This is a genomic window from Nocardioides sp. CER19, from assembly GCF_029846275.1.
Lineage (GTDB): Bacteria > Actinomycetota > Actinomycetes > Propionibacteriales > Nocardioidaceae > Nocardioides.
On the sequence record NZ_JARVWS010000001.1, the window covers coordinates 373,240 to 391,015 of the forward strand.

Below are 17,776 nucleotides of genomic sequence, written 5' to 3' on the forward strand. Positions count from 1 at the left end.
TAGCGTCGGCGACGTGAAGTTCTCCCTCTGGCCCAACGCGGCCCGTCCCGCCGGCGAGATCCTCACGGCCGCGCGGGAAGCGGACGCGGCGGGGTGGTTCGGCGTGTGGGTGGCCGACCACTACATGCCCAACACGGGCGACACGTCGTTCGCTCCCGGCGACACCCACGAGGCGTGGGGGCTCCTGCCGGCGATCGCGGCGACGACCGAACGGGTGCGGGTCGGGACGCTCGTCTCGCCGACGTCGGTCCACCACCCGGCCCTGCTGGCCAACCGCGCGGCGACGATCGACCACGTGTCCGAGGGCCGGATGGTGCTCGGCCTGGGCGCGGGGTGGCAGATCAACGAGCACGCGGCCTACGGCATCGACCTCGAGGCGCCCGGCCGCCGGGTCACGCGCTTCGAGGAGTCGATCCAGATCGTGCGCTCGCTGCTCAGCGAGCAGGCGACGACCTTCCACGGCGAGGTCTTCACGATCACCGACGCCCCCTGCGACCCGAAGCCGGTGCAGGAGCGGCTGCCGATCCTGGTCGGGACGGGCAGTCCGCGGATGCTCCGCATCACCGCCCGGTACGCCGACGAGTGGAACACCTGGGGTACGCCGGAGTCCGCCGGTGCGGTCCGGGTGCGGCTGCTCGAGGCGTGCGACAGGGTCGGTCGCGACCCGGCCACCGTGTGGTGCTCGGTCAACGCCATGGTCGACCTCGACGGCGAGACACCTGCTCCGGGCCGGCCCCACATCGCGGGGTCGGCGGAGCAGCTCGTCGACCTGATGGGGGCCTACGCGGAGGCGGGCTTCGACGAGTTCAACCTGCCCGACGGCAACCTCGGCGCGGCGCTCACGGAGCGCAGCGACCGGGTGGCGCGGTTCAAGTCCGAGGTGATCGACCGACTGGGCTGAGGCTCTGGTCGAGGAACGTCGGCCGGTCGGCCCGCGGGTCGGGCACGCCGCGACGTCGGCGTACCGCCTCGATGACGGCCGGCTGCCCCAGCAGCGCGCCGCCGAGCACGAGCACGATGCCGACCGCCCGGACGATGCCGAACGACTCGCCCGCCAGTGCGACGCCGACGACCGTGCCGGTCACGGGGTTGAGCAGGCCGACGAGCGAGACCGCCGCGGCCGGGAGGCGTCGCAGGCCCGCGAACCAGGCGGCGTACGCCGCGACCGTGCCGAGCAGCCCGAGGAACCCGAACCCCGCGGCCGCGCGGCCGTCCAACGCAGGCGGTGCGCCCTCGACGGCGAGTGCGACCGGTGTGAGGAGCAGTCCTCCGAAGACCAGCTGCCAGGCCGTGAAGGTCGCGAGCTCGACCGGCGGACGCCAGGTCTTGACCAGGATGAACCCCAGGGACGAGACCGCGACGGCGGCGAGCGAGGCGAGCACGCCCCACGGATCGGCGGAGACGCCGCCGCGCAGGACGAGCAGCGCGACGCCACCCACCCCGACGATGGCCGCGGCCAGCGAGGCGCGGTGAGGTCGCTCGCCGGCGAGCGCCCAGGCGAACAGCATGACGGCGATCGGCGACGTCGCGGTGATGGTGGAGGCGAGGCCGCCCGGGAGGCGGTAGGCGGCGACGAAGATCAGGACGAAGAACGCCGAGAAGTTGAGGGCGCCGAGCAGTGCGGTCCGCCACCACCAGGAGCCGGACAGCCAGCCCGGACGCAGCGCGAGGAGCAGCAGCCCGAACGGCAGCGCGCGGACGGCGGCACCGAAGAGCGGCCGGTCCGGCGGAAGGTAGTTCTCGGTGACGTAGTAGCCCGCGCCCCAGGTCACGGGTGCGATCGCGGCGACGCCCAACCATTTCGCTTCCATGGAAGACACAATATCTTCCATGTCAGATATATTCCGCTGTCATGACTGACCACGTCGCACGGGTGATGGAGCAGTGGCGACGCGAACGGCCCGATCTCGACCCGTCCCCCCAGGGAGTCATCGCCCGGCTGCACCGCGTCGGGCTGCGGCTGACCGAGGAGCTCGTCGCCGTCTACGCCGAGCACGGTCTCGGCGAGGGGGAGTTCGACGTCCTGGCGACGCTGCGCCGGCAGGGGCCGCCGTACGCCCTCACGCCGGGGGACCTCGCCGCGCAGACCATGGTCACCACCGGCGCCGTCACCAAGCGCGTCGACCGCTGCATCGCCCAGGGCTGGGTGACCCGGGCGGTCAGCGCCGACGACGCCCGCGGTCGCGTCATCGCGCTGACCGACGCCGGCCGCGAGCTGATCGACGGGGCCTTCACCGCGCACATGGCCAACGAGCACCGCCTGCTGGAGGTCTTCACGGCCGCGGAGCTCGAGCAGCTGGCCGGCCTGCTGCAGCGGTGGGCTGAGGACCTCGGCGCTTAGGTCACTCGCCCCGGTCGCCGGGTGAGGTGATGACGAGGACCGCCGTGGCGGGACCGTCGACGGCGGCGTATCCGTGCTCCACGTCGCTGACCCAGGTGACCGCCTGGCCCGGACCGAGGTCGACCTCTCCGCCGACCCGGCCGACGCGGGCGCGTCCGCTCGTGAGCAGCAGGTGCTCGCGGACACCGGGGCCGTGCGACGGCGAGCGGTGCGCTGACGACGGGTCGAGAGACAAGAGGTACACCTCCACGACGGTGCCGTCCGGGTGCTCCGCCGCGTCGAGCAGGCGGGCGTCGATGCCCGGGGATGCGACGGTGCTCCCGGCGCGCTCGGCGAGCAGCGTCGCCAGCGGGACGCCGAGGGCGCCCGCCAGGGCGTAGAGCGTGGCGAGCGTCGGGTTGCGGGTGCCGTTCTCGAGCTCGGAGAGCGAGCCCTTGCCGATGCCCGCGGCGGCGGCGAGGGCGCCGAGGGAGAGCCCGCGCTCGTGTCGGACGGTCCGCACGCGCGCGCCGACGGCGATGGCGAGCTCGGTGTCCACGACTCGATCCTAGTCGCCAGGGTTCTGTCTACAGAACTAGTGTTCTGTCTATGGAACGCACCGTGGCTGCCGGCATCATGACGGCGCTCGTCGGCTTCACCAGCTCCTTCGCCGTCGTCCTCGCGGGACTGCGAGCCGTCGGAGCGTCACCCACGCAGGCCGCGTCGGGTCTGGTGGCCGTCTGCGTGGCCCAGGGACTCGGGATGCTCTGGCTCACGCGGCGCTACCGCCTGCCGCTGACCCTCGCCTGGTCGACCCCCGGAGCAGCCCTGCTCGCGTCGACCGGCGCCGTCACCGGCGGCTGGCCGGCCGCGGTCGGTGCCTTCCTCGTCACCGGGGGCCTCATCGTGCTCACCGGCCTCTGGCCGCGGCTCGGCGCGCTGATCGCGGCGATCCCCACCGCGATCGCGCAGGCGATGCTGGCGGGTGTGCTGCTCGCCCTGTGCGTGGAACCGGTCCACGGTCTCCTCGAGGATCCGTGGCTGGTGGCGCCGGTCGTGCTCACCTGGCTGGTGCTGCTGCGCCTCGCCCCGCGCTGGGCGGTCCCTCTCGCCTTCGTCGTCGCGTTCGCGGGGATCAGCGTCGACCTCGCACGCCACGGCGGGCTGGTCGGGCCGCTGGTGCCTCGACTCGACCTGACTGCTCCGACCCTGACCTGGTCGGCCCTGCTCTCCCTCGCGGTGCCCCTGTACGTCGTCACGATGGCCTCGCAGAACGTGCCGGGGGTCGCCGTGATGTCGTCCTTCGGGTACACCGTGCCGTGGCGCGCGGCGATGACGGTCACCGGCCTCGGCACGGTCGCCGGGGCGGCGGCTGGCGGTCACGCCGTGAACCTCGCCGCGATCACCGCCGCGCTCGCTGCCGGTCCCGAGGCGCACCCCGATCGCGAGCAGCGCTGGCGGGCCGCCCACACCGCGGGCTGGGCCTACCTCGTGCTCGGCGGGCTCGCGACGGCCCTCGCGAGCGTCGCCGTCGCTGCGCCCGCCGGGGTGGTCGGCGCGGTCGCGGGTCTGGCGCTGCTCGGCACGCTCGGGTCCGCCCTGGCGGGTGCCACCTCGGCAGTCGACGGGCGCGCGGCAGCGATGGTGACGTTCGTGGTCGCGGCCAGCGGGGTGACGCTGGCCGGGATCGGCGCCGCGTTCTGGGCGCTGGTCGCCGGGCTCGTCGTCAGGGCCGTCACCCGGGAGCGGATGCCCGGGTGAGGATGCGCGCCGGGGTGGCCGTCGGTGGCACGATCCGGTTGTGCGTGACTTCATCCAGGGCCTGCCCAAGGCCGAGCTCCACGTCCACCACATCGGCTCCGTCTCGCCGCGCATCGTCTCCGAGCTGGCCGGTCGACACCCCGGGGTCGTGCCGACGGACCTCGAGGAGCTGCGCAGCTACTTCGCGTTCCGCGACTTCGGCCACTTCATCGACGTCTACCTCTCCGTCGTCGACCTCGTGCGGACCCCTGAGGACCTGCGCTACCTGACCTACGAGATCGCCCGCGACATGGCCGAGGCGCAGTCGCTGCGGTACGCCGAGCTCACCTGCACCCCGCACACCTCGGTGATCCGCGGCATCCCGATCGAGGCCTACACCGAGGCGATCGAGGACGCCCGCGTGGCCGCCGAGCGCGACTTCGGACTCGTCCTGCGCTGGGTCTACGACATCCCGGGCGAGCTGGGTGTCCCAGCCGCCGACGCGACGCTGGGCTATGCGCTCGACCACGCCCCGGAGGCGCTGGTCGGGTTCGGGCTCGGCGGCCCCGAGGTGGGGGTGCCGCGGCCGCAGTTCCAGCAGCACTTCGAGGCCGCGGTCGCGGCCGGGCTCCACTCCGTCCCGCACAGCGGCGAGACCACCGGCGCCGACACGGTCTGGGACGCCGTACGGCTGCTCAAGGCGGAGCGGATCGGACACGGCACCTCGGCGGCGCAGGACTTCACGCTGCTCGAGCACCTGGCCGGCGAGGGCATCGCGCTCGAGGTCTGCCCGTCCTCCAACGTCGCGACCCGTGCGGTCGCCTCGATCGAGGAGCACCCGCTGCGCACGTTCGTCGACGCGGGCGTACCCGTGTCGATCGCCTCCGACGACCCGCCGATGTTCAACACGACGCTCAACCGCGAGTACGAGATCGCCGCCGAGCTGCTCGACCTCGACCGCGACGGCATCGCCGACCTGGCCCGCTCGTCGGTGCAGGTCTCCTTCGCGCCTGAGGACGTCAAGACGCGGATCCTCGGCGAGATCGACGCGTACGTCGTTTCTCCGGTGGTCGAGTAGCCGACGAGCGCCGGCGAGGCTGCGTCGCGAGACCACGCGCGTGGGGTCTCGCTACGCCCTCGCCCAGCGGCTCGGGCTACTCAACGGCGAAGGGCTGACGGCTCGGGCTACCCGAACGAGGAACGGCCCCTCCCGGGTGGGAGGGGCCGTTCGTCCGCTGGTTCGGGTCAGGCGCGGGAGACGCGGACCATCTCGTCGCGGGGGACGACCTTGATCCGCTCCCGACCGGCGGCCTCGCCGAGCGAGAGCTCGTGGGCGTCGAGGAGCGCCCAGCCGGCCTCGGTCGTGAACTCCACGCCGCGGGACTCGAGGTGCTCGACGATGGCCTCGGGACCGGCGACCTCGGGAGCGGCCAGCCCATCGACGTCGGAGAGGAGCCGCTCGATGGTCTCCTTGGCGTCCGACTTGGTGTGGCCGATGAGGCCCACCGGGCCGCGCTTGATCCAGCCGGTGACGTAGACGCCGGAGAACGGCTCGCCGTCGTCGAGGACGCGGCCGCCGTCGTTGGGGATGACGCCGTCGCTGTCGTCGAACGGCACGTCGGGCAGCGCGGTCGAGAGGTAGCCGACCGCGCGGTAGACGGCCTGGACCGGCGTCTCGACGAACTCGCCGGTGCCGCGGACGGTGCCGTCGCCGTTGTACTCGGTGCGCTCGCTGCGGATCGCCACCACGTTGCCGTTCTCGCCGATGATCTCGACGGGGTTCTGCATCATGTGGATGTGGATCTGGTGCGGAGCACCGGTGGGCTCGGCCTCGAGGTACTTGAGGAGCGTGTCGACGACGAGCTTGGTGCCCTTGCTCGAGGAGATCGCCGCCTGGCCCGCGTCGTCGATCTCGAAGCCCTCCTCGGTGACGAACACGTCGACCGACGGGGAGTGCGAGAGCTCGCGCAGCTCCATCGGCGAGAACTTGATGTGTGCCGGGCCGCGGCGCGCGAAGACGTGGACCTGCTTGGCCTTGTTGGCCTTGAGGCCCTGGTAGACGTTCTCCGCGATCTCGGTCGTCAGCTGCTCGTCAGCCGGCTTGGCCAGCATCCGGGCGACGTCGAGGGCGACGTTGCCGGCGCCGAGGACGGCGACCGACTCGGCGTCGAGCGGCCAGTCACGCTGTACGTCGGGGTGGCCGGCGTACCACGAGACGAAGTCGGCCGCGCCGTAGCTCTGCGGCAGGTCGATGCCCGGGATGTCGAGCGCCCGGTCGGCCATCGCCCCGGTCGCGAAGATGACCGCGTCGTAGTAGCGGCGCAGGTCGTCGAGCTTGAGGTCGGTGCCGTAGTCGACGTTGCCGAAGAAGCGGATGCGCTCGTTGTCGAGCACCCGGCGCAGGGCCTTGATGATCTCCTTGATGCGCGGGTGGTCGGGGGCGACGCCGTAGCGCACCAGGCCGTAGGGCGCGGGCAGGCGTTCGAGCACGTCGACCTGAGCCTGCTCGTGCTCGCGGGTCAGGATGTCGGCGGCGTAGATGCCGGCGGGTCCGGCTCCGACGACCGCCACACGGATGGGTCGCATGTATCAATCCTCCAGAGGCTGCAAAGGCAAGCCTAACTTGCACGGGGTTCCCAGCCACTGAGAGTTGTCTCACGCTCCGGACCGGGCCCGACGCGGCCCCCAGAGGGCATAGAAAGTTCGGTTCGCGCCTTCTTCCAGGGTGACGACTCAGGTGCAGGGTGAGCGGAAGGTCCCGGGCGGCAAGCTGGTCCGGGTCGCGGCGCGGGTGGAGGACGGCCGGCTGGCCGACGTCGTGTTCTCCGGTGACTTCTTCCTCGAGCCGGACGAGGCGTTGGAGCGGATCCGTTCCTCCCTCGAGGGGATCTCGGTCGACGCCCCGTTCGACACGCTGACCGCCCGGGTCGCGGAGGCGACCGAGGGTGCCGTGCTGCTCGGGTTCGAGCCGCGCGACGTCGCGCTCACGGTGCTCCGGGCGCTCGGCCGTGCGACGACCTGGGAGGACCACGACTTCGAGCTCGTCGAGACCGGCCCGCTCGAGCCAGCGGTCCAGATGGCGCTCGACGAGGTGCTCGCTCGCCAGGTGGCGGAGGGCCGGCGGACGCCGTCGCTGCGGATCTGGGACTGGGCCTCGAGCGCGGTCATCATCGGCTCCTTCCAGTCGCTGGCCAACGAGGTCGACAGCGAGGCCGCCGAGCGCCACGGCGTCAGCGTCGTACGCCGGATCTCGGGCGGAGGCGCGATGTTCGTCGAGCCGGGCAACACGATCACCTACTCGCTCTACGTCCCCGGCACGCTGGTCGCCGGGCTGAGCTTCGCGGAGTCCTACGCCTTCCTCGACGCCTGGGTGCTGCGCGGGCTGCGCGCCCTCGGCGTCGACGCCTCCTACGTCCCCCTCAACGACATCGCCTCACCGCTCGGGAAGATCGGCGGAGCCGCGCAGAAGCGGCTGGCCGCCGGCGGGGTGCTCCACCACGTGACGATGGCCTACGACATCGACGCGGAGAAGATGCTCCAGATCCTGCGGATCGGTCGCGAGAAGCTCTCCGACAAGGGCACCCGCAGCGCCGCCAAGCGGGTCGACCCGATGCGGGCGCAGACCGGCCTCGAGCGGGAGAAGGTCGTCGAGGGCCTGCTGGACGAGTTCGAGGCGTCGTACGGACTGCGGCGGGTGCCGCTCGACGCGGCGACGCTCGCCGACGCCGAGGAGCTGGCCGCCACGAAGTTCAGCGACCCGGCCTGGCTGGCCCGGGTTCCCTGACCGGCGGCGCGACCACGGCGGGGATCGGGTAGGAAAGGACCCATGACCGCCGTCACACCGCGCTGGACGCCCACCCCGGAGCAGATCGAGGCGACCACGCTGCACGCCTTCCAGGTCGAGCGGGGGTACGACGACTACGAGTCGCTGCGCCGGTGGTCGGTCGAGCGGCCGGAGGAGTTCTGGCGGGCGATCTGGGACCGCTTCGGCGTGGTCGCGGACGGTGACCCGACGACCGTGCTCGCCGACGACTCCATGCCGGGCGCCCGGTGGTTCCCGGACGTGTCGCTGTCCTACCCGGAGCACATCTTCAGGGGCAAGGACGATGGGGCGACAGCGCTGCTGCACGCGTCGGAGCTGCGCGACGTCGGCCGTGGCGCGCAGGTCTGGACCTGGGCCGATCTCCGGGAGCAGACGGCCCGCATCCGTGCCGGCCTGAAGGGGCTCGGGGTCGGCCGCGGGGACCGCGTCGCGGCCTACCTCCCCAACATCCCCGAGGCGCTCGCCGCGATGCTCGCGACCACGTCGCTGGGTGCGATCTGGTCCAGCTGCTCGCCCGACTTCGGCTCGAGCACCGTCCTCGACCGCTTCGACCAGATCGAGCCGAAGGTGCTGCTCGCCGTCGACGGCTACCGCTACGGCGGGAGGGACTTCGACCGGCGCGACACGGTCGCGGAGCTGACCGCCGGCCTGCCGACCGTCACTCGCACCGTGACGCTGGGCTACCTCGACGAGTCGGCCGGCGACTGGAACCAGGTGTTCCTGCCGACCGACGAGCCGCTGGAGTTCGAGCGAGTGCCGTTCGACCACCCGCTCTGGATCCTCTACTCGAGCGGCACCAGCGGGAAGCCGAAGGCGATCGTCCACGGCCACGGCGGGATCCTGCTCGAGAGCCTCAAGACGGCATACCTCCACCTCGACGCGCGGCCCGACGACCGGGTCTTCTGGTTCACCACGACCGGCTGGATGATGTGGAACTTCCTGGTCTCGGTGCTCCTGACCGAGGCGCAGATCGTGCTGTACGACGGCACACCCGCCGGTCCCTACCCGGCCGTGCTCTGGGACGTGGCCGAGCGGACCGGCGTCACGATCTTCGGCACCAGCGCGGCCTACCTCCACGGGCAGATGAAGCTCGGCGTCGAGCCGACCGACGGTCGGGACCTCTCCGCGATCCGGGCGGTCGGCAGCACCGGGTCGCCGCTGTCGGTCGCCGGCTTCGAGTGGGTCTACGAGCACCTGGGCAGCGACATCTGGCTCTTCTCGATCTCCGGGGGCACCGACGTGTGCTCCGCCTTCGTCGGGGGCGTCCCCACGCTGCCGGTGCACGTCGGCGAGCTGCAGGCGCGCTCGCTGGGCGTCGCGCTCGAGGCGTGGGGACCGGACGGCCGCCCGGTGGGGACGGGTGTGGTGGGCGAGCTGGTCGTCACCCGGCCGATGCCGTCGATGCCGGTCGGCTTCTGGAACGACCCGGACGGCGCCCGCTACCGCGAGGCCTACTTCGAGTTCTTCCCCGGCGTCTGGCGCCACGGTGACTGGATCGAGCTGACCGACCACGGCTCGGCGGTCATCCACGGCCGCTCGGACGCCACCATCAACCGCGGAGGCATCCGGATGGGCACCGCGGAGATCTACGCCGCCGTGCTCTCCGTCGAGGGCGTCACCGACGCGCTCGTCGTCGACATCCCCGACGCCGACCCGGCGGCCGACTCGTGGATGCCGCTCTTCGTGGTCACCGACCGCGAGCTGACCGACGACATGGTGGCGGCGATCAAGCAGCGCGTCCGGGCGGAGTGCTCGCCGCGGCACGTGCCCAACGTCGTCGTACGCGTGCCGGCCGTGCCGCGCACGCTCACCGGGAAGGTCCTCGAGGTACCGGTGAAGAAGCTGTTCCTCGGCGCTCACCCCGACCAGGTCGCAGCCCGCGACGCGCTCGCCAACCCTGACGCGTTCGACTGGTTCGTCGATTTCGTGAAGGTCCGGCGGGGCTGAGGCGGTCGGGGCTGGGCGGTGGGTGTCTCGCCGGTGGATGTTCGTCGAGGTATGCAGCCGAATGTGCACCTCCCCAGCGGAGTTCCGCGTGGGAAGTGGTGGTTCGTCTGCATACCTCGATGAACCGACGCGTGGCTCCGCCGAGCTCGCCTGCGCGAGCGCCCCGGGTGTCGCGTCGCTGAATGTCCGTCGAGGTATGCAGCCGAACGTGCACCTCCCCAGCGGAGTTCCGCGTGGGAAGTGGTGGTTCGGCTGCATACCTCGATGAACCAATCGACGCCGCCGCAGCAACTACCCCGCCGGCGCGAGCAGCCGCAGCGCCGCGTCGGTGACGGCGTCGACGGTCGCGGGGTCGATGCCGCCGGACAGCGCGGCGTGGTGCAGGAGCGACCCGACGACGACGTCGAAGGCGAGGTCGACGGCGGTGGGGTCGGCGTCCCACGCGGCGACGAGGCGGTCCTCGAAGGGCTGACGGATTCGGTGCCGCAGGGCCGTGCGCACGGACGGGTTGCCGACCGCCTCCCCGACCAGGCCGACGAGCAGTCCGTGGGCGGCGGGGTCGCTGATCCGCCCGGCCAGCCAGCCGACGGTGTCGCGCAGCTCGTCGCCATGGGTTGGGAGGGGCGGCTCGCCGAGGACCTCGACGAGGGCGTCGAGGACGAGCTCGGCCTTGGAGTCCCATCGGCGGTAGACGGTCGTCTTGGCGACCGCGGCGGCGCGTGCGATCTGGTCGAGCGTGGTACCGGCGTAGCCCTGCTCGCGGACCAGCCGCACCGTCGCCGCGCGCACCGCGGCGTCGACGTCCGCGCGTCGCGGACGACCGGGCCTGTGCTCCATCTCATGCCCCTCCGGGCTCGTGCGGGGAATCCCGAGGACGGTACCGTCGCTATAACGATACCGACAGTAGCGTAATGAGGAGTCCACCGTGCGACCGACCTTCACCCAGGAGCTGCGCGACGCGATCGCGCCGCGCACCGTCCTGCTCGTGCTCGGCGTCCTGTTCGTCCAGGTCGCCTTCATCGCGTCGTACGTCGGCGCGTTCCACCAGCCGACGCCACACGAGGTGGCCGTCGGCGTCGTCGCGCCGGCCGGCCAGGCGCCGGCCGTGGCCGAGCGCCTCAACGCCCTCGACGGGAGCCCGCTCACCGCCGCGCCGGTCGCCGACGAGAGCACTGCCCGCGACCGGCTGAAGGACGGCACCCTCGCTGCCGCGATCGTCGTCGACCCGTCCGGGACGCAGGACCACCTCCTCGTCGCCACCGCCCGCGGTGCCTCGCTGACCACCGCCGTCGAGGAGGTCGCCCAGCAGGTGAGCGCCCAGCAGGGCAGGACCATCACCACGACCGACGTCGTACCGCTGCAGGACGGCGACGCGCGCGGGCTCACCGGCTTCTACCTGAGCATCGGCTGGCTCGTCGGCGGCTACCTCGTCGCCTCGCTGCTCGGCGTCGCGAAGGGCGCGCGCCCGGCGAACCGCCGGCGGGCCGTGATCAGGCTCGGCGCGATGGTGCCGTACGCCGTCGTGTCGGGCCTGACCGGCGCCCTGGTCGTCGACCAGTGGCTGGGCGCGCTCACCGGGCACTTCTGGGCGATCGCCGGCGTCGGCATGCTCCTCGTCCTCGCGAGTGCGACAGTCACGATGGCGCTGCAGGTGCTGTTCGGCACGATCGGCATCGGGCTGACCGTGCTGCTCTTCGTGGTCCTCGGCAACCCGAGCGCCGGCGGGGCCTACCAGACCGAGCTGCTCCCGGCGCTGTGGCGCCACGTCGGTCAGGCCCTCCCCAACGGCGCCGGCACGACTGCGCTGCGCGAGATCGTCTACTTCGGCGGCCACGGCGCCGCCGCGCACGTCTGGCTGATCGCCGGCTACGCGGTCGTGGGCACGCTGGTGGCACTGGCGGCCTCGGGAATGCGGCCGGAGCCCGCGGACCACGAGCTAGGCAGGCACGTCAGCAACGCGGCCTGAGCCGTCCCGCTCGACGACCAGGCCCGCGGCGCTCCGGCGGAGCGCGGTGAGGACGTCGTCGGCGTCGAACGCCTGTGCCGGGGCGAGCGCTCCGGGGCCCGCGTACCGACCCTCGAGCATGCGGACCACGCCCTCGACCACGATCGGCGCCGACACGGCGTAGATGTCCCGGCCCGCGGCTGAGATCCGGGAGGTGTCGGATCCCCGACGGACGACCACGTCGACGACGAACCGCTGCGCCGACCGCCCGTCCTCGCCCGTCGCGCTCGGTGCCGGCGTGGCGGCGTCGCGGAGCTCCTGGAGGGGAGCGAGGTTGAGGTGGGAGCGGAGCGCGCCGACCGCGAGGTGGCGGTCGATCGTCATGACCTCGGAGAAGGGCAGCTCCACGACGGGCTGCTCGCCCAAGGGGGCAGGGTAGGACCAGCTGCGCGTCGGGGCCGGACTGGTCAGCGGAACGAGGCGTCCGTCCCTGATCACCTGGCGGACCGACGTGTTCCGGACCCCGGTCAGGCGCGTGCCCGACGTCGGCCACCAGTGGTCGAGACCGATCGCGACGTCGATCTCGTCGGCATCGGTCGCGCCCTCGAGCGACGCCGTGACCAGCAGGTCGGCAAGGCCGCCGTAGAAGGCCATCGCCGGGACGACGCCCACGCCCGCTGCGCGGGCAGGGCGGTCCAGCCGGTCGTAGAGGTCCCGCACGACCGGCTGCTCGGCGGTCACGTCGAGGTAGTGCGCGCCGACGGAGACCGCGGCCGTCGCGAGCGGCACCGCGGTGTCGAGGAAGGGACCGGCACAGTTGACGACCGCACCGACGTCGGAGACCGCCCGGGCCAGCAGCTCCGGGTCGTCGAGGCCCACCACGCGGCGTTCCAGGCCACGGTCGGGCACGACCTCCGCGAGGCGCTCGGCGTTGCGGCCGCCGAGCACGGGGGTCAGCCCGCGTCGCAGCAGCTCGTCGATGACGAAGCGCGCGGTGTGACCGGTGGCGCCGTAGACCAGGACCCGTGAGTTCGTGTTCACGGCAGGATCCTCGCCGTCCGGCGAAGGCCCGGCGAGTGTCCGAAACGACCTGGTGCGTACAGTTTCGGACATGCCCCGCGTCGCTCTCGCCCTGCACGGGTCGGTGATGCTCTACGAAACGGCCATCGCCGCGGAGATCTTCGGCGTCGACCGGTCGGAGCTCACCGCCCGCGGGGAGTGGTACGACCTCCTCGTCTGCACGCCCGACGGCGCGCCACACCGCTGGCTGCCGCAGCTGCCGACGGCGTCGTACGCCGCGATGGCCGACGCCGACCTCGTCGTCGTGCCGTCCGTCGAGGACCTCGACGCCGAGCCCGAGCCGGCGCTGCTGGCGGCGTTGCGCAGCGCCCACGACCGGGGTGCCCGGATCGCGTCGCTGTGCACGGGGGCCTTCGTCCTGGCCGCGGCCGGGCTGCTGGACAAGCGGGCGGCGGCCACGCACTGGATGCACGCCGACGACCTGGCGCGGCGGTTCCCGGCGGTGCGGGTGCGCTCCGACGTGCTCTACGTCGACGAGGGCGACGTCCTCACCTCGGCCGGCAAGACCGCCGCGCTCGACCTCTGCCTCCACCTCGTCGCCGGCGACCTCGGTGCTGCCGCGGCCAACGGCCTCGCCCGCCGGCTCGTCGTCCCCACCCACCGCAGCGGCGGGCAGGCGCAGTTCATCGTGCCGCCGAGCCAGCCACGCAGCCCGGACGGCCTCGCCCCCACGCTCGACTGGGCGCGCGGTCGCCTCGACCAGCCGCTCACCGTGCGAGACCTGGCGGAGCACGCCGGGCTCAGCACCCGGCAGCTCGCCCGCAGGATGCAGGCCGAGCTGGAGGCCGGCCCGCTCGACTGGCTCCACCGGGAGCGGATCGGCCGTGCGCGTGAGCTCCTCGAGCGCACGGACGCCAGCATCGAGCACGTCGCCGCCGGCTGCGGCATGGGGACCGCGGCCACCCTGCGCCGCCACTTCCATCGCGCGGTCGGCGTGACGCCGACCGCCTACCGGGCCAGCTTCCGGGCGGCCACCACCCGCTGACCACACCCATGTTGGTGACGTCGGTGTGCGACCACGCCGGGTGGGGACCGCCGCCGCTAGCGTCGGCGCCATGGACGAGACGGTCGGCATCGTCGGCGGCGGCATCATCGGGCTGGCCGTCGGCCGCGAGCTGGTGCGGCGCCGTCCCGGCACGCGGGTGCTCGTCCTCGAGAAGGAGGACCGCCTCGCCGCGCACCAGACCGGGCACAACTCCGGCGTCGTCCACGCCGGCATCTACTACCGTCCCGGGAGCCTGAAGGCGCAGCTGTGCACCCGTGGCCGCGGCCTCCTGGAGGAGTACGTCGCCCAGCACGCCATCCCCTACCGGCGCTGCGGCAAGCTCGTCGTCGCCGTCGACCCCGCGGAGATGCCACGCTTCGACGCGCTGGAGAAGACGGCGCGCGAGAACGGCGTACCCGGGCTGCGCCGCCTGCAGGGCGCCGAGATCACCGAGGTCGAGCCGCACGCGTTCGGCATCGCCGCGCTGCACTCACCGGCGACCGGGATCGTCGACTACCCGGCCGTCGCGGAGACGCTGGCACAGGAGATCCGGGCGGCGTACGGCGAGGTGCTGCTTGGCGCCGAGGTGACAGCCGTCGACCGCGTGGCCGGCGGGATCGCGGTGACGGCCGGGGGGTCGACCATGCGCGTCGACCGGCTCGTCGTCTGCGGCGGCCTCCAGTCCGACCGGCTCGGCGAGCTGGTCGGCGGGCCGAAGGCGCCGCGGATCGTGCCGTTCCGCGGCGAGTACATGCGGGTGTCCGAGGAGAAGCAGGAGCTGGTCCGCGGCATGGTCTACCCGGTGCCCGACCCGCGCTACCCGTTCCTGGGCGTCCACTTCACCCGCCGCGTCGACGGCACCCTGGAGGTCGGCCCCAACGCCTTCCTGGCGCTCAGCCGGGACGGCTACCGGCGGGCCTCCTTCGCCGCTCGCGACCTCGGCGACACGCTGGCGTGGCCGGGCTTCTGGCGGTTCGCCGGCGAGCACTGGCGAACCGGCCTGACCGAGCTGCGTGGCGTGCTGTCGCGGCGCGCCTACATGGACGCGGCCCGGCGCTACGTGCCCGAGATCGGTGTGGCCGACGTCGTACGGGCGGGGATGGGGCTGCGGGCGCAGGCGCTCGACGCGGACGGCTCCCTGGTCGACGACTTCGTCATCCACTCCGACGACCGGATCACCAGCGTCCGCAACGCCCCCTCGCCGGCGGCCACGTCGAGCCTGGCGATCGCGGAACTCGTCGTCGACCGGATGGAGGGCAGAGCGCCGGTCAGTGGTGCCTGACCGCGACCACCTCGAACCTCTCGCTGCCACCCACGAGGTCCTCCTCCCGCACGATGCCGACGCCCTGCGCATAGAGCTTGGCCGAGATGACGCCGGGCTCGAGCCGGGACCACTCGAACGTGCGGACGACGTGGTGGAAGGCCCGCATCGGGGTGACCACCGTCCGGGCGAAGCCGACGATCCAGGCCTGGTCCTCGGCGTGGCCACGCCACAGCTCCTGCCGGTAGGCGGCGGTCGCCCGCGGGACCCCTGGCATGACGAGGCCCGCGACGGCACCGTGGACCCCGGCCTGCCAGCTCCCCTCGCGGCTCTCGAGCCGGCCGTTCGCGCCGTAGGTGGCGGTCCGCTCGCCGAAGTACCAGACGTTGCCGTCGTTGTCCGTGGCGTACCAGTCGAAGGTCCGCTCGGCGAGGCTGCCGTCCGTACGCCGCAACACGTCCCGCACGACCCGGGCGGTGATGCCCCTCTGGACGACGCGAGTCCGGTGGGTGACGTGGACGCGCTCCCGGAACGACTGGCCCTCATCGGTCCCGCGCAGGATCGTCGTCGTGCCCGGGACCAGTGGGAACCACGGGTTGGCGACGGGCACCCCGAAGTTCACCGGGTCCGGCGAGACGGGGCCCGTGACGACCGTACGGTCGTGGCCGGGGTGTCGATGCGACGTGCTGGCGTCGGCGCCGGTGACGACGACGGAGGCGACTGCGGCGGCGGCGACGAGTGCTGCGAAAGAGAGATGCATGTGTCTGCCCTCCTCAGACGATGCTCTTCCGTCAGTGTGGACCCGTCCGACCCGGATGGCGCTCCGCCGGACCGGGTGATGTCAGTGCCGGTAGGCAGGAGGGCGGCTCGCCGGCGTCGCGCGCGTCTCGAGGAGGGGAAGCTGGCGCGGGGCGATCAGCTCGGACAGCACGACCACGCTCGTGGACCGGCGCACCGACGCCGCCTGGTCGATCCGGACGAGCACGTCCTGGAGCTGGGCGTGCGACGCCGTGGCGACCCGGCACAGCACGTCGAAGGACCCGGTCGTGACATGTGCCTCGAGCACCTCGGGGATCGCGACCAGGTCGGCACGGACCTCGTCCAGGGCTCCCTGTGCGATCTCGAGCGTCACGAGTGCCTGCACCGGGAAGCCGGCCGCGGCGACGTCGACGGTCGGCGCCCAGTCGCGGACGACGCCGCCCTCGGTGAGGCGGCGCAAGCGGCTCTGGACGGTCGCGCGGGCGACCTTCGTGATCCGGGACAGCTCCAGGTCGCCGATCCGCGGATGGTCGCGGAGCGCCTCGAGCAGGGCGACGTCGAGCTCGTCAAGAGATGTCATGGGATCAAACTAGGCAACCTGCGCAGCCCCTGACAGGTGCAGGGCGACAGTTTGGGCACTTTGGCCAGCATCGGATGGGCATGTTGCCGCCATCACACGACGATCACTTGACTGTCGCTCATGACGCTCGTGGACACCCTCACCAGTGAAGAGAAGCTCGCCGACCTCGACCTCGACACGCTCAAGCAGCTCGTCGGTCTCGTCGAGCACGACCCGGCCAGCGACCCCTTCCCGGTCAACGGCTGGGACGCCGCCGTCTGGGCGGTCGGCAACGCGACGCAGAGCGCGCACTTCTTCCAGTCGGCCTTCGGCATGGAGCTGGTCGCCTACTCGGGACCCGAGACCGGCAATCGCGACCACGTCGCGTTCGTGCTGCGCAGCGGCGGCGTGCGGTTCGTCGTCAAGGGCGGCGTCACCTCGGGCAGCCCGATCGCCCAGCACCACGCCCGCCACGGCGACGGGATCATCGACATCGCGCTCGAGGTCCCGGACGTGGACAAGTGCATCGAGCACGCCCGTGCCCAGGGCGCGACGGTCGTCGAGGAGCCCCACGACGTGACCGACGAGCACGGCACCGTGCGCGTCGGCGCCATCGCGGCGTACGGCGAGACCCGTCACACGCTCGTCGACCGCAGCCGCTACGACGGTCCCTACCTGCCGGGCTACGTCGCCCGCAGCTCCTCCTTCCGCAAGCGCGACGGCGCGCCGAAGCGCGTCTTCCAGGCCCTCGACCACATCGTCGGCAACGTCGAGCTCGGCAAGATGGACGAGTGGGTCGCGTTCTACAACCGCGTCATGGGCTTCACCAACATGGCCGAGTTCATCGGCGACGACATCGCCACCGACTACTCGGCGCTCATGTCGAAGGTCGTGGCCAGCGGCAACCACCGCGTCAAGTTCCCGCTCAACGAGCCGGCGGTCGCTGCGAAGAAGTCGCAGATCGACGAGTTCCTCGAGTTCTACGAGGGCCCGGGTGCCCAGCACCTCGCGCTGGCGACCAACGACATCCTCCAGACCGTCGACGTGCTGACCGCCGAGGGCGTGGAGTTCCTGTCGACGCCCGACTCCTACTACGAGGACCCGGAGCTGCGCGCGCGGATCGGTGAGGTCCGCGTCCCGATCGAGGAGCTGCAGAAGCGCGGCATCCTGGTCGACCGTGACGAGGACGGCTATCTCCTGCAGATCTTCACCAAGCCGCTCGGCGATCGGCCTACGGTGTTCTTCGAGTTCATCGAGCGGCACGGCTCGCTCGGCTTCGGGAAGGGCAACTTCAAGGCCCTCTTCGAGGCGATCGAGCGCGAGCAGGAGCGTCGGGGCAACTTCTAGGTCTCGACAG

17 protein-coding genes are annotated in these 17,776 nt (G+C 72.3%); 10 read left to right on the forward strand and 7 right to left on the reverse strand.

Annotated elements, in window-relative coordinates:
• The first annotated feature begins 13 nt into the window (after window positions 1-13).
• Window positions 14-901, forward strand: coding sequence for an LLM class flavin-dependent oxidoreductase (locus QDS12_RS01900; RefSeq protein ID WP_279876512.1), 888 nt, complete (start codon window positions 14-16; stop codon window positions 899-901).
• Here the strand turns inward: QDS12_RS01900 and QDS12_RS01905 are convergent.
• Entirely contained in the window at window positions 870-1,811 is a 942-nt protein-coding gene (locus QDS12_RS01905) for a DMT family transporter (protein WP_279876513.1), read from the reverse strand. The genes QDS12_RS01900 and QDS12_RS01905 overlap by 32 nt on opposite strands.
• Window positions 1,812-1,852: 41 nt before the next feature.
• Here QDS12_RS01905 and QDS12_RS01910 point away from each other — a divergent pair, with 41 nt between their 5' ends.
• Entirely contained in the window at window positions 1,853-2,341 is a 489-nt protein-coding gene (locus QDS12_RS01910) for a MarR family transcriptional regulator (protein ID WP_279876514.1), read from the forward strand.
• A gap of 1 nt (window position 2,342) precedes the next feature.
• On the opposite strand, the gene QDS12_RS01915 is transcribed toward QDS12_RS01910, so the two are convergent.
• Window positions 2,343-2,879, reverse strand: coding sequence for a helix-turn-helix domain-containing protein (locus QDS12_RS01915; RefSeq protein WP_279876515.1), 537 nt, complete (start codon window positions 2,877-2,879; stop codon window positions 2,343-2,345).
• 50 nt (window positions 2,880-2,929) lie between these two features.
• On the opposite strand from QDS12_RS01915, the gene QDS12_RS01920 reads away from it, so the two are divergent.
• On the forward strand, window positions 2,930-4,081 hold the full coding sequence (locus QDS12_RS01920) for a benzoate/H(+) symporter BenE family transporter (protein ID WP_279876516.1): 1,152 nt from the start codon (window positions 2,930-2,932) through the stop codon (window positions 4,079-4,081).
• A gap of 40 nt (window positions 4,082-4,121) precedes the next feature.
• Window positions 4,122-5,138 (forward strand): adenosine deaminase, encoded by a 1,017-nt coding sequence (locus tag QDS12_RS01925; protein ID WP_279876517.1) that lies wholly within the window; start codon window positions 4,122-4,124, stop codon window positions 5,136-5,138.
• Between the two features lie 167 nt (window positions 5,139-5,305).
• Here the strand turns inward: QDS12_RS01925 and QDS12_RS01930 are convergent, their stop codons facing one another.
• A complete protein-coding gene (locus QDS12_RS01930) occupies window positions 5,306-6,646 on the reverse strand; it encodes an FAD-dependent oxidoreductase (RefSeq protein WP_279876518.1) in 1,341 nt (446 codons plus the stop codon).
• A 139-nt stretch (window positions 6,647-6,785) separates the two neighbouring features.
• On the opposite strand from QDS12_RS01930, the gene QDS12_RS01935 reads away from it, so the two are divergent.
• Both QDS12_RS01935 and QDS12_RS01940 read left to right on the forward strand, forming a co-directional pair.
• Window positions 6,786-7,844 (forward strand): biotin/lipoate A/B protein ligase family protein, encoded by a 1,059-nt coding sequence (locus tag QDS12_RS01935; RefSeq protein ID WP_279876519.1) that lies wholly within the window; start codon window positions 6,786-6,788, stop codon window positions 7,842-7,844.
• Between the two features lie 42 nt (window positions 7,845-7,886).
• Window positions 7,887-9,830, forward strand: coding sequence for an acetoacetate--CoA ligase (locus QDS12_RS01940; RefSeq protein ID WP_279876520.1), 1,944 nt, complete (start codon window positions 7,887-7,889; stop codon window positions 9,828-9,830).
• Between the two features lie 291 nt (window positions 9,831-10,121).
• On the opposite strand, the gene QDS12_RS01945 is transcribed toward QDS12_RS01940, so the two are convergent.
• Window positions 10,122-10,667: a helix-turn-helix domain containing protein gene (locus tag QDS12_RS01945; protein ID WP_279876521.1), complete on the reverse strand. Its 546-nt coding sequence runs from the start codon at window positions 10,665-10,667 to the stop codon at window positions 10,122-10,124.
• A gap of 88 nt (window positions 10,668-10,755) precedes the next feature.
• Here QDS12_RS01945 and QDS12_RS01950 point away from each other — a divergent pair, with 88 nt between their 5' ends.
• The gene (locus QDS12_RS01950) at window positions 10,756-11,796 is read left to right on the forward strand and encodes a DUF3533 domain-containing protein (RefSeq protein ID WP_279876523.1); all 1,041 of its coding nucleotides are present in this window, start codon (window positions 10,756-10,758) and stop codon (window positions 11,794-11,796) included.
• Here the strand turns inward: QDS12_RS01950 and QDS12_RS01955 are convergent.
• Complete coding sequence (locus QDS12_RS01955) at window positions 11,767-12,816, reverse strand: saccharopine dehydrogenase NADP-binding domain-containing protein (RefSeq protein ID WP_279876524.1); 1,050 nt, start codon at window positions 12,814-12,816, stop codon at window positions 11,767-11,769. The genes QDS12_RS01950 and QDS12_RS01955 overlap by 30 nt on opposite strands.
• A gap of 70 nt (window positions 12,817-12,886) precedes the next feature.
• Between QDS12_RS01955 and QDS12_RS01960 the strand changes: the two genes are divergently transcribed.
• Window positions 12,887-13,840, forward strand: coding sequence for a helix-turn-helix domain-containing protein (locus QDS12_RS01960; protein WP_279876525.1), 954 nt, complete (start codon window positions 12,887-12,889; stop codon window positions 13,838-13,840).
• Window positions 13,841-13,910: 70 nt separating this feature from the next.
• A complete protein-coding gene (gene lhgO, locus QDS12_RS01965) occupies window positions 13,911-15,122 on the forward strand; it encodes an L-2-hydroxyglutarate oxidase (protein ID WP_279876526.1) in 1,212 nt (403 codons plus the stop codon).
• Here lhgO and QDS12_RS01970 read toward each other — a convergent pair.
• Together QDS12_RS01970 and QDS12_RS01975 are read right to left on the reverse strand one after the other, a co-directional pair.
• The gene (locus QDS12_RS01970) at window positions 15,109-15,861 is read right to left on the reverse strand and encodes a hypothetical protein (protein WP_279876527.1); all 753 of its coding nucleotides are present in this window, start codon (window positions 15,859-15,861) and stop codon (window positions 15,109-15,111) included. The two genes, lhgO and QDS12_RS01970, sit on opposite strands and share 14 nt — an antisense overlap.
• A gap of 81 nt (window positions 15,862-15,942) precedes the next feature.
• Window positions 15,943-16,440, reverse strand: a complete 498-nt coding sequence (locus tag QDS12_RS01975; RefSeq protein ID WP_279876528.1) for an Lrp/AsnC family transcriptional regulator — start codon at window positions 16,438-16,440, stop codon at window positions 15,943-15,945.
• 120 nt (window positions 16,441-16,560) lie between these two features.
• On the opposite strand from QDS12_RS01975, the gene hppD reads away from it, so the two are divergent.
• Window positions 16,561-17,766, forward strand: a complete 1,206-nt coding sequence (gene hppD, locus QDS12_RS01980; RefSeq protein ID WP_279876529.1) for a 4-hydroxyphenylpyruvate dioxygenase — start codon at window positions 16,561-16,563, stop codon at window positions 17,764-17,766.
• Window positions 17,767-17,776: the final 10 nt, after the last annotated feature.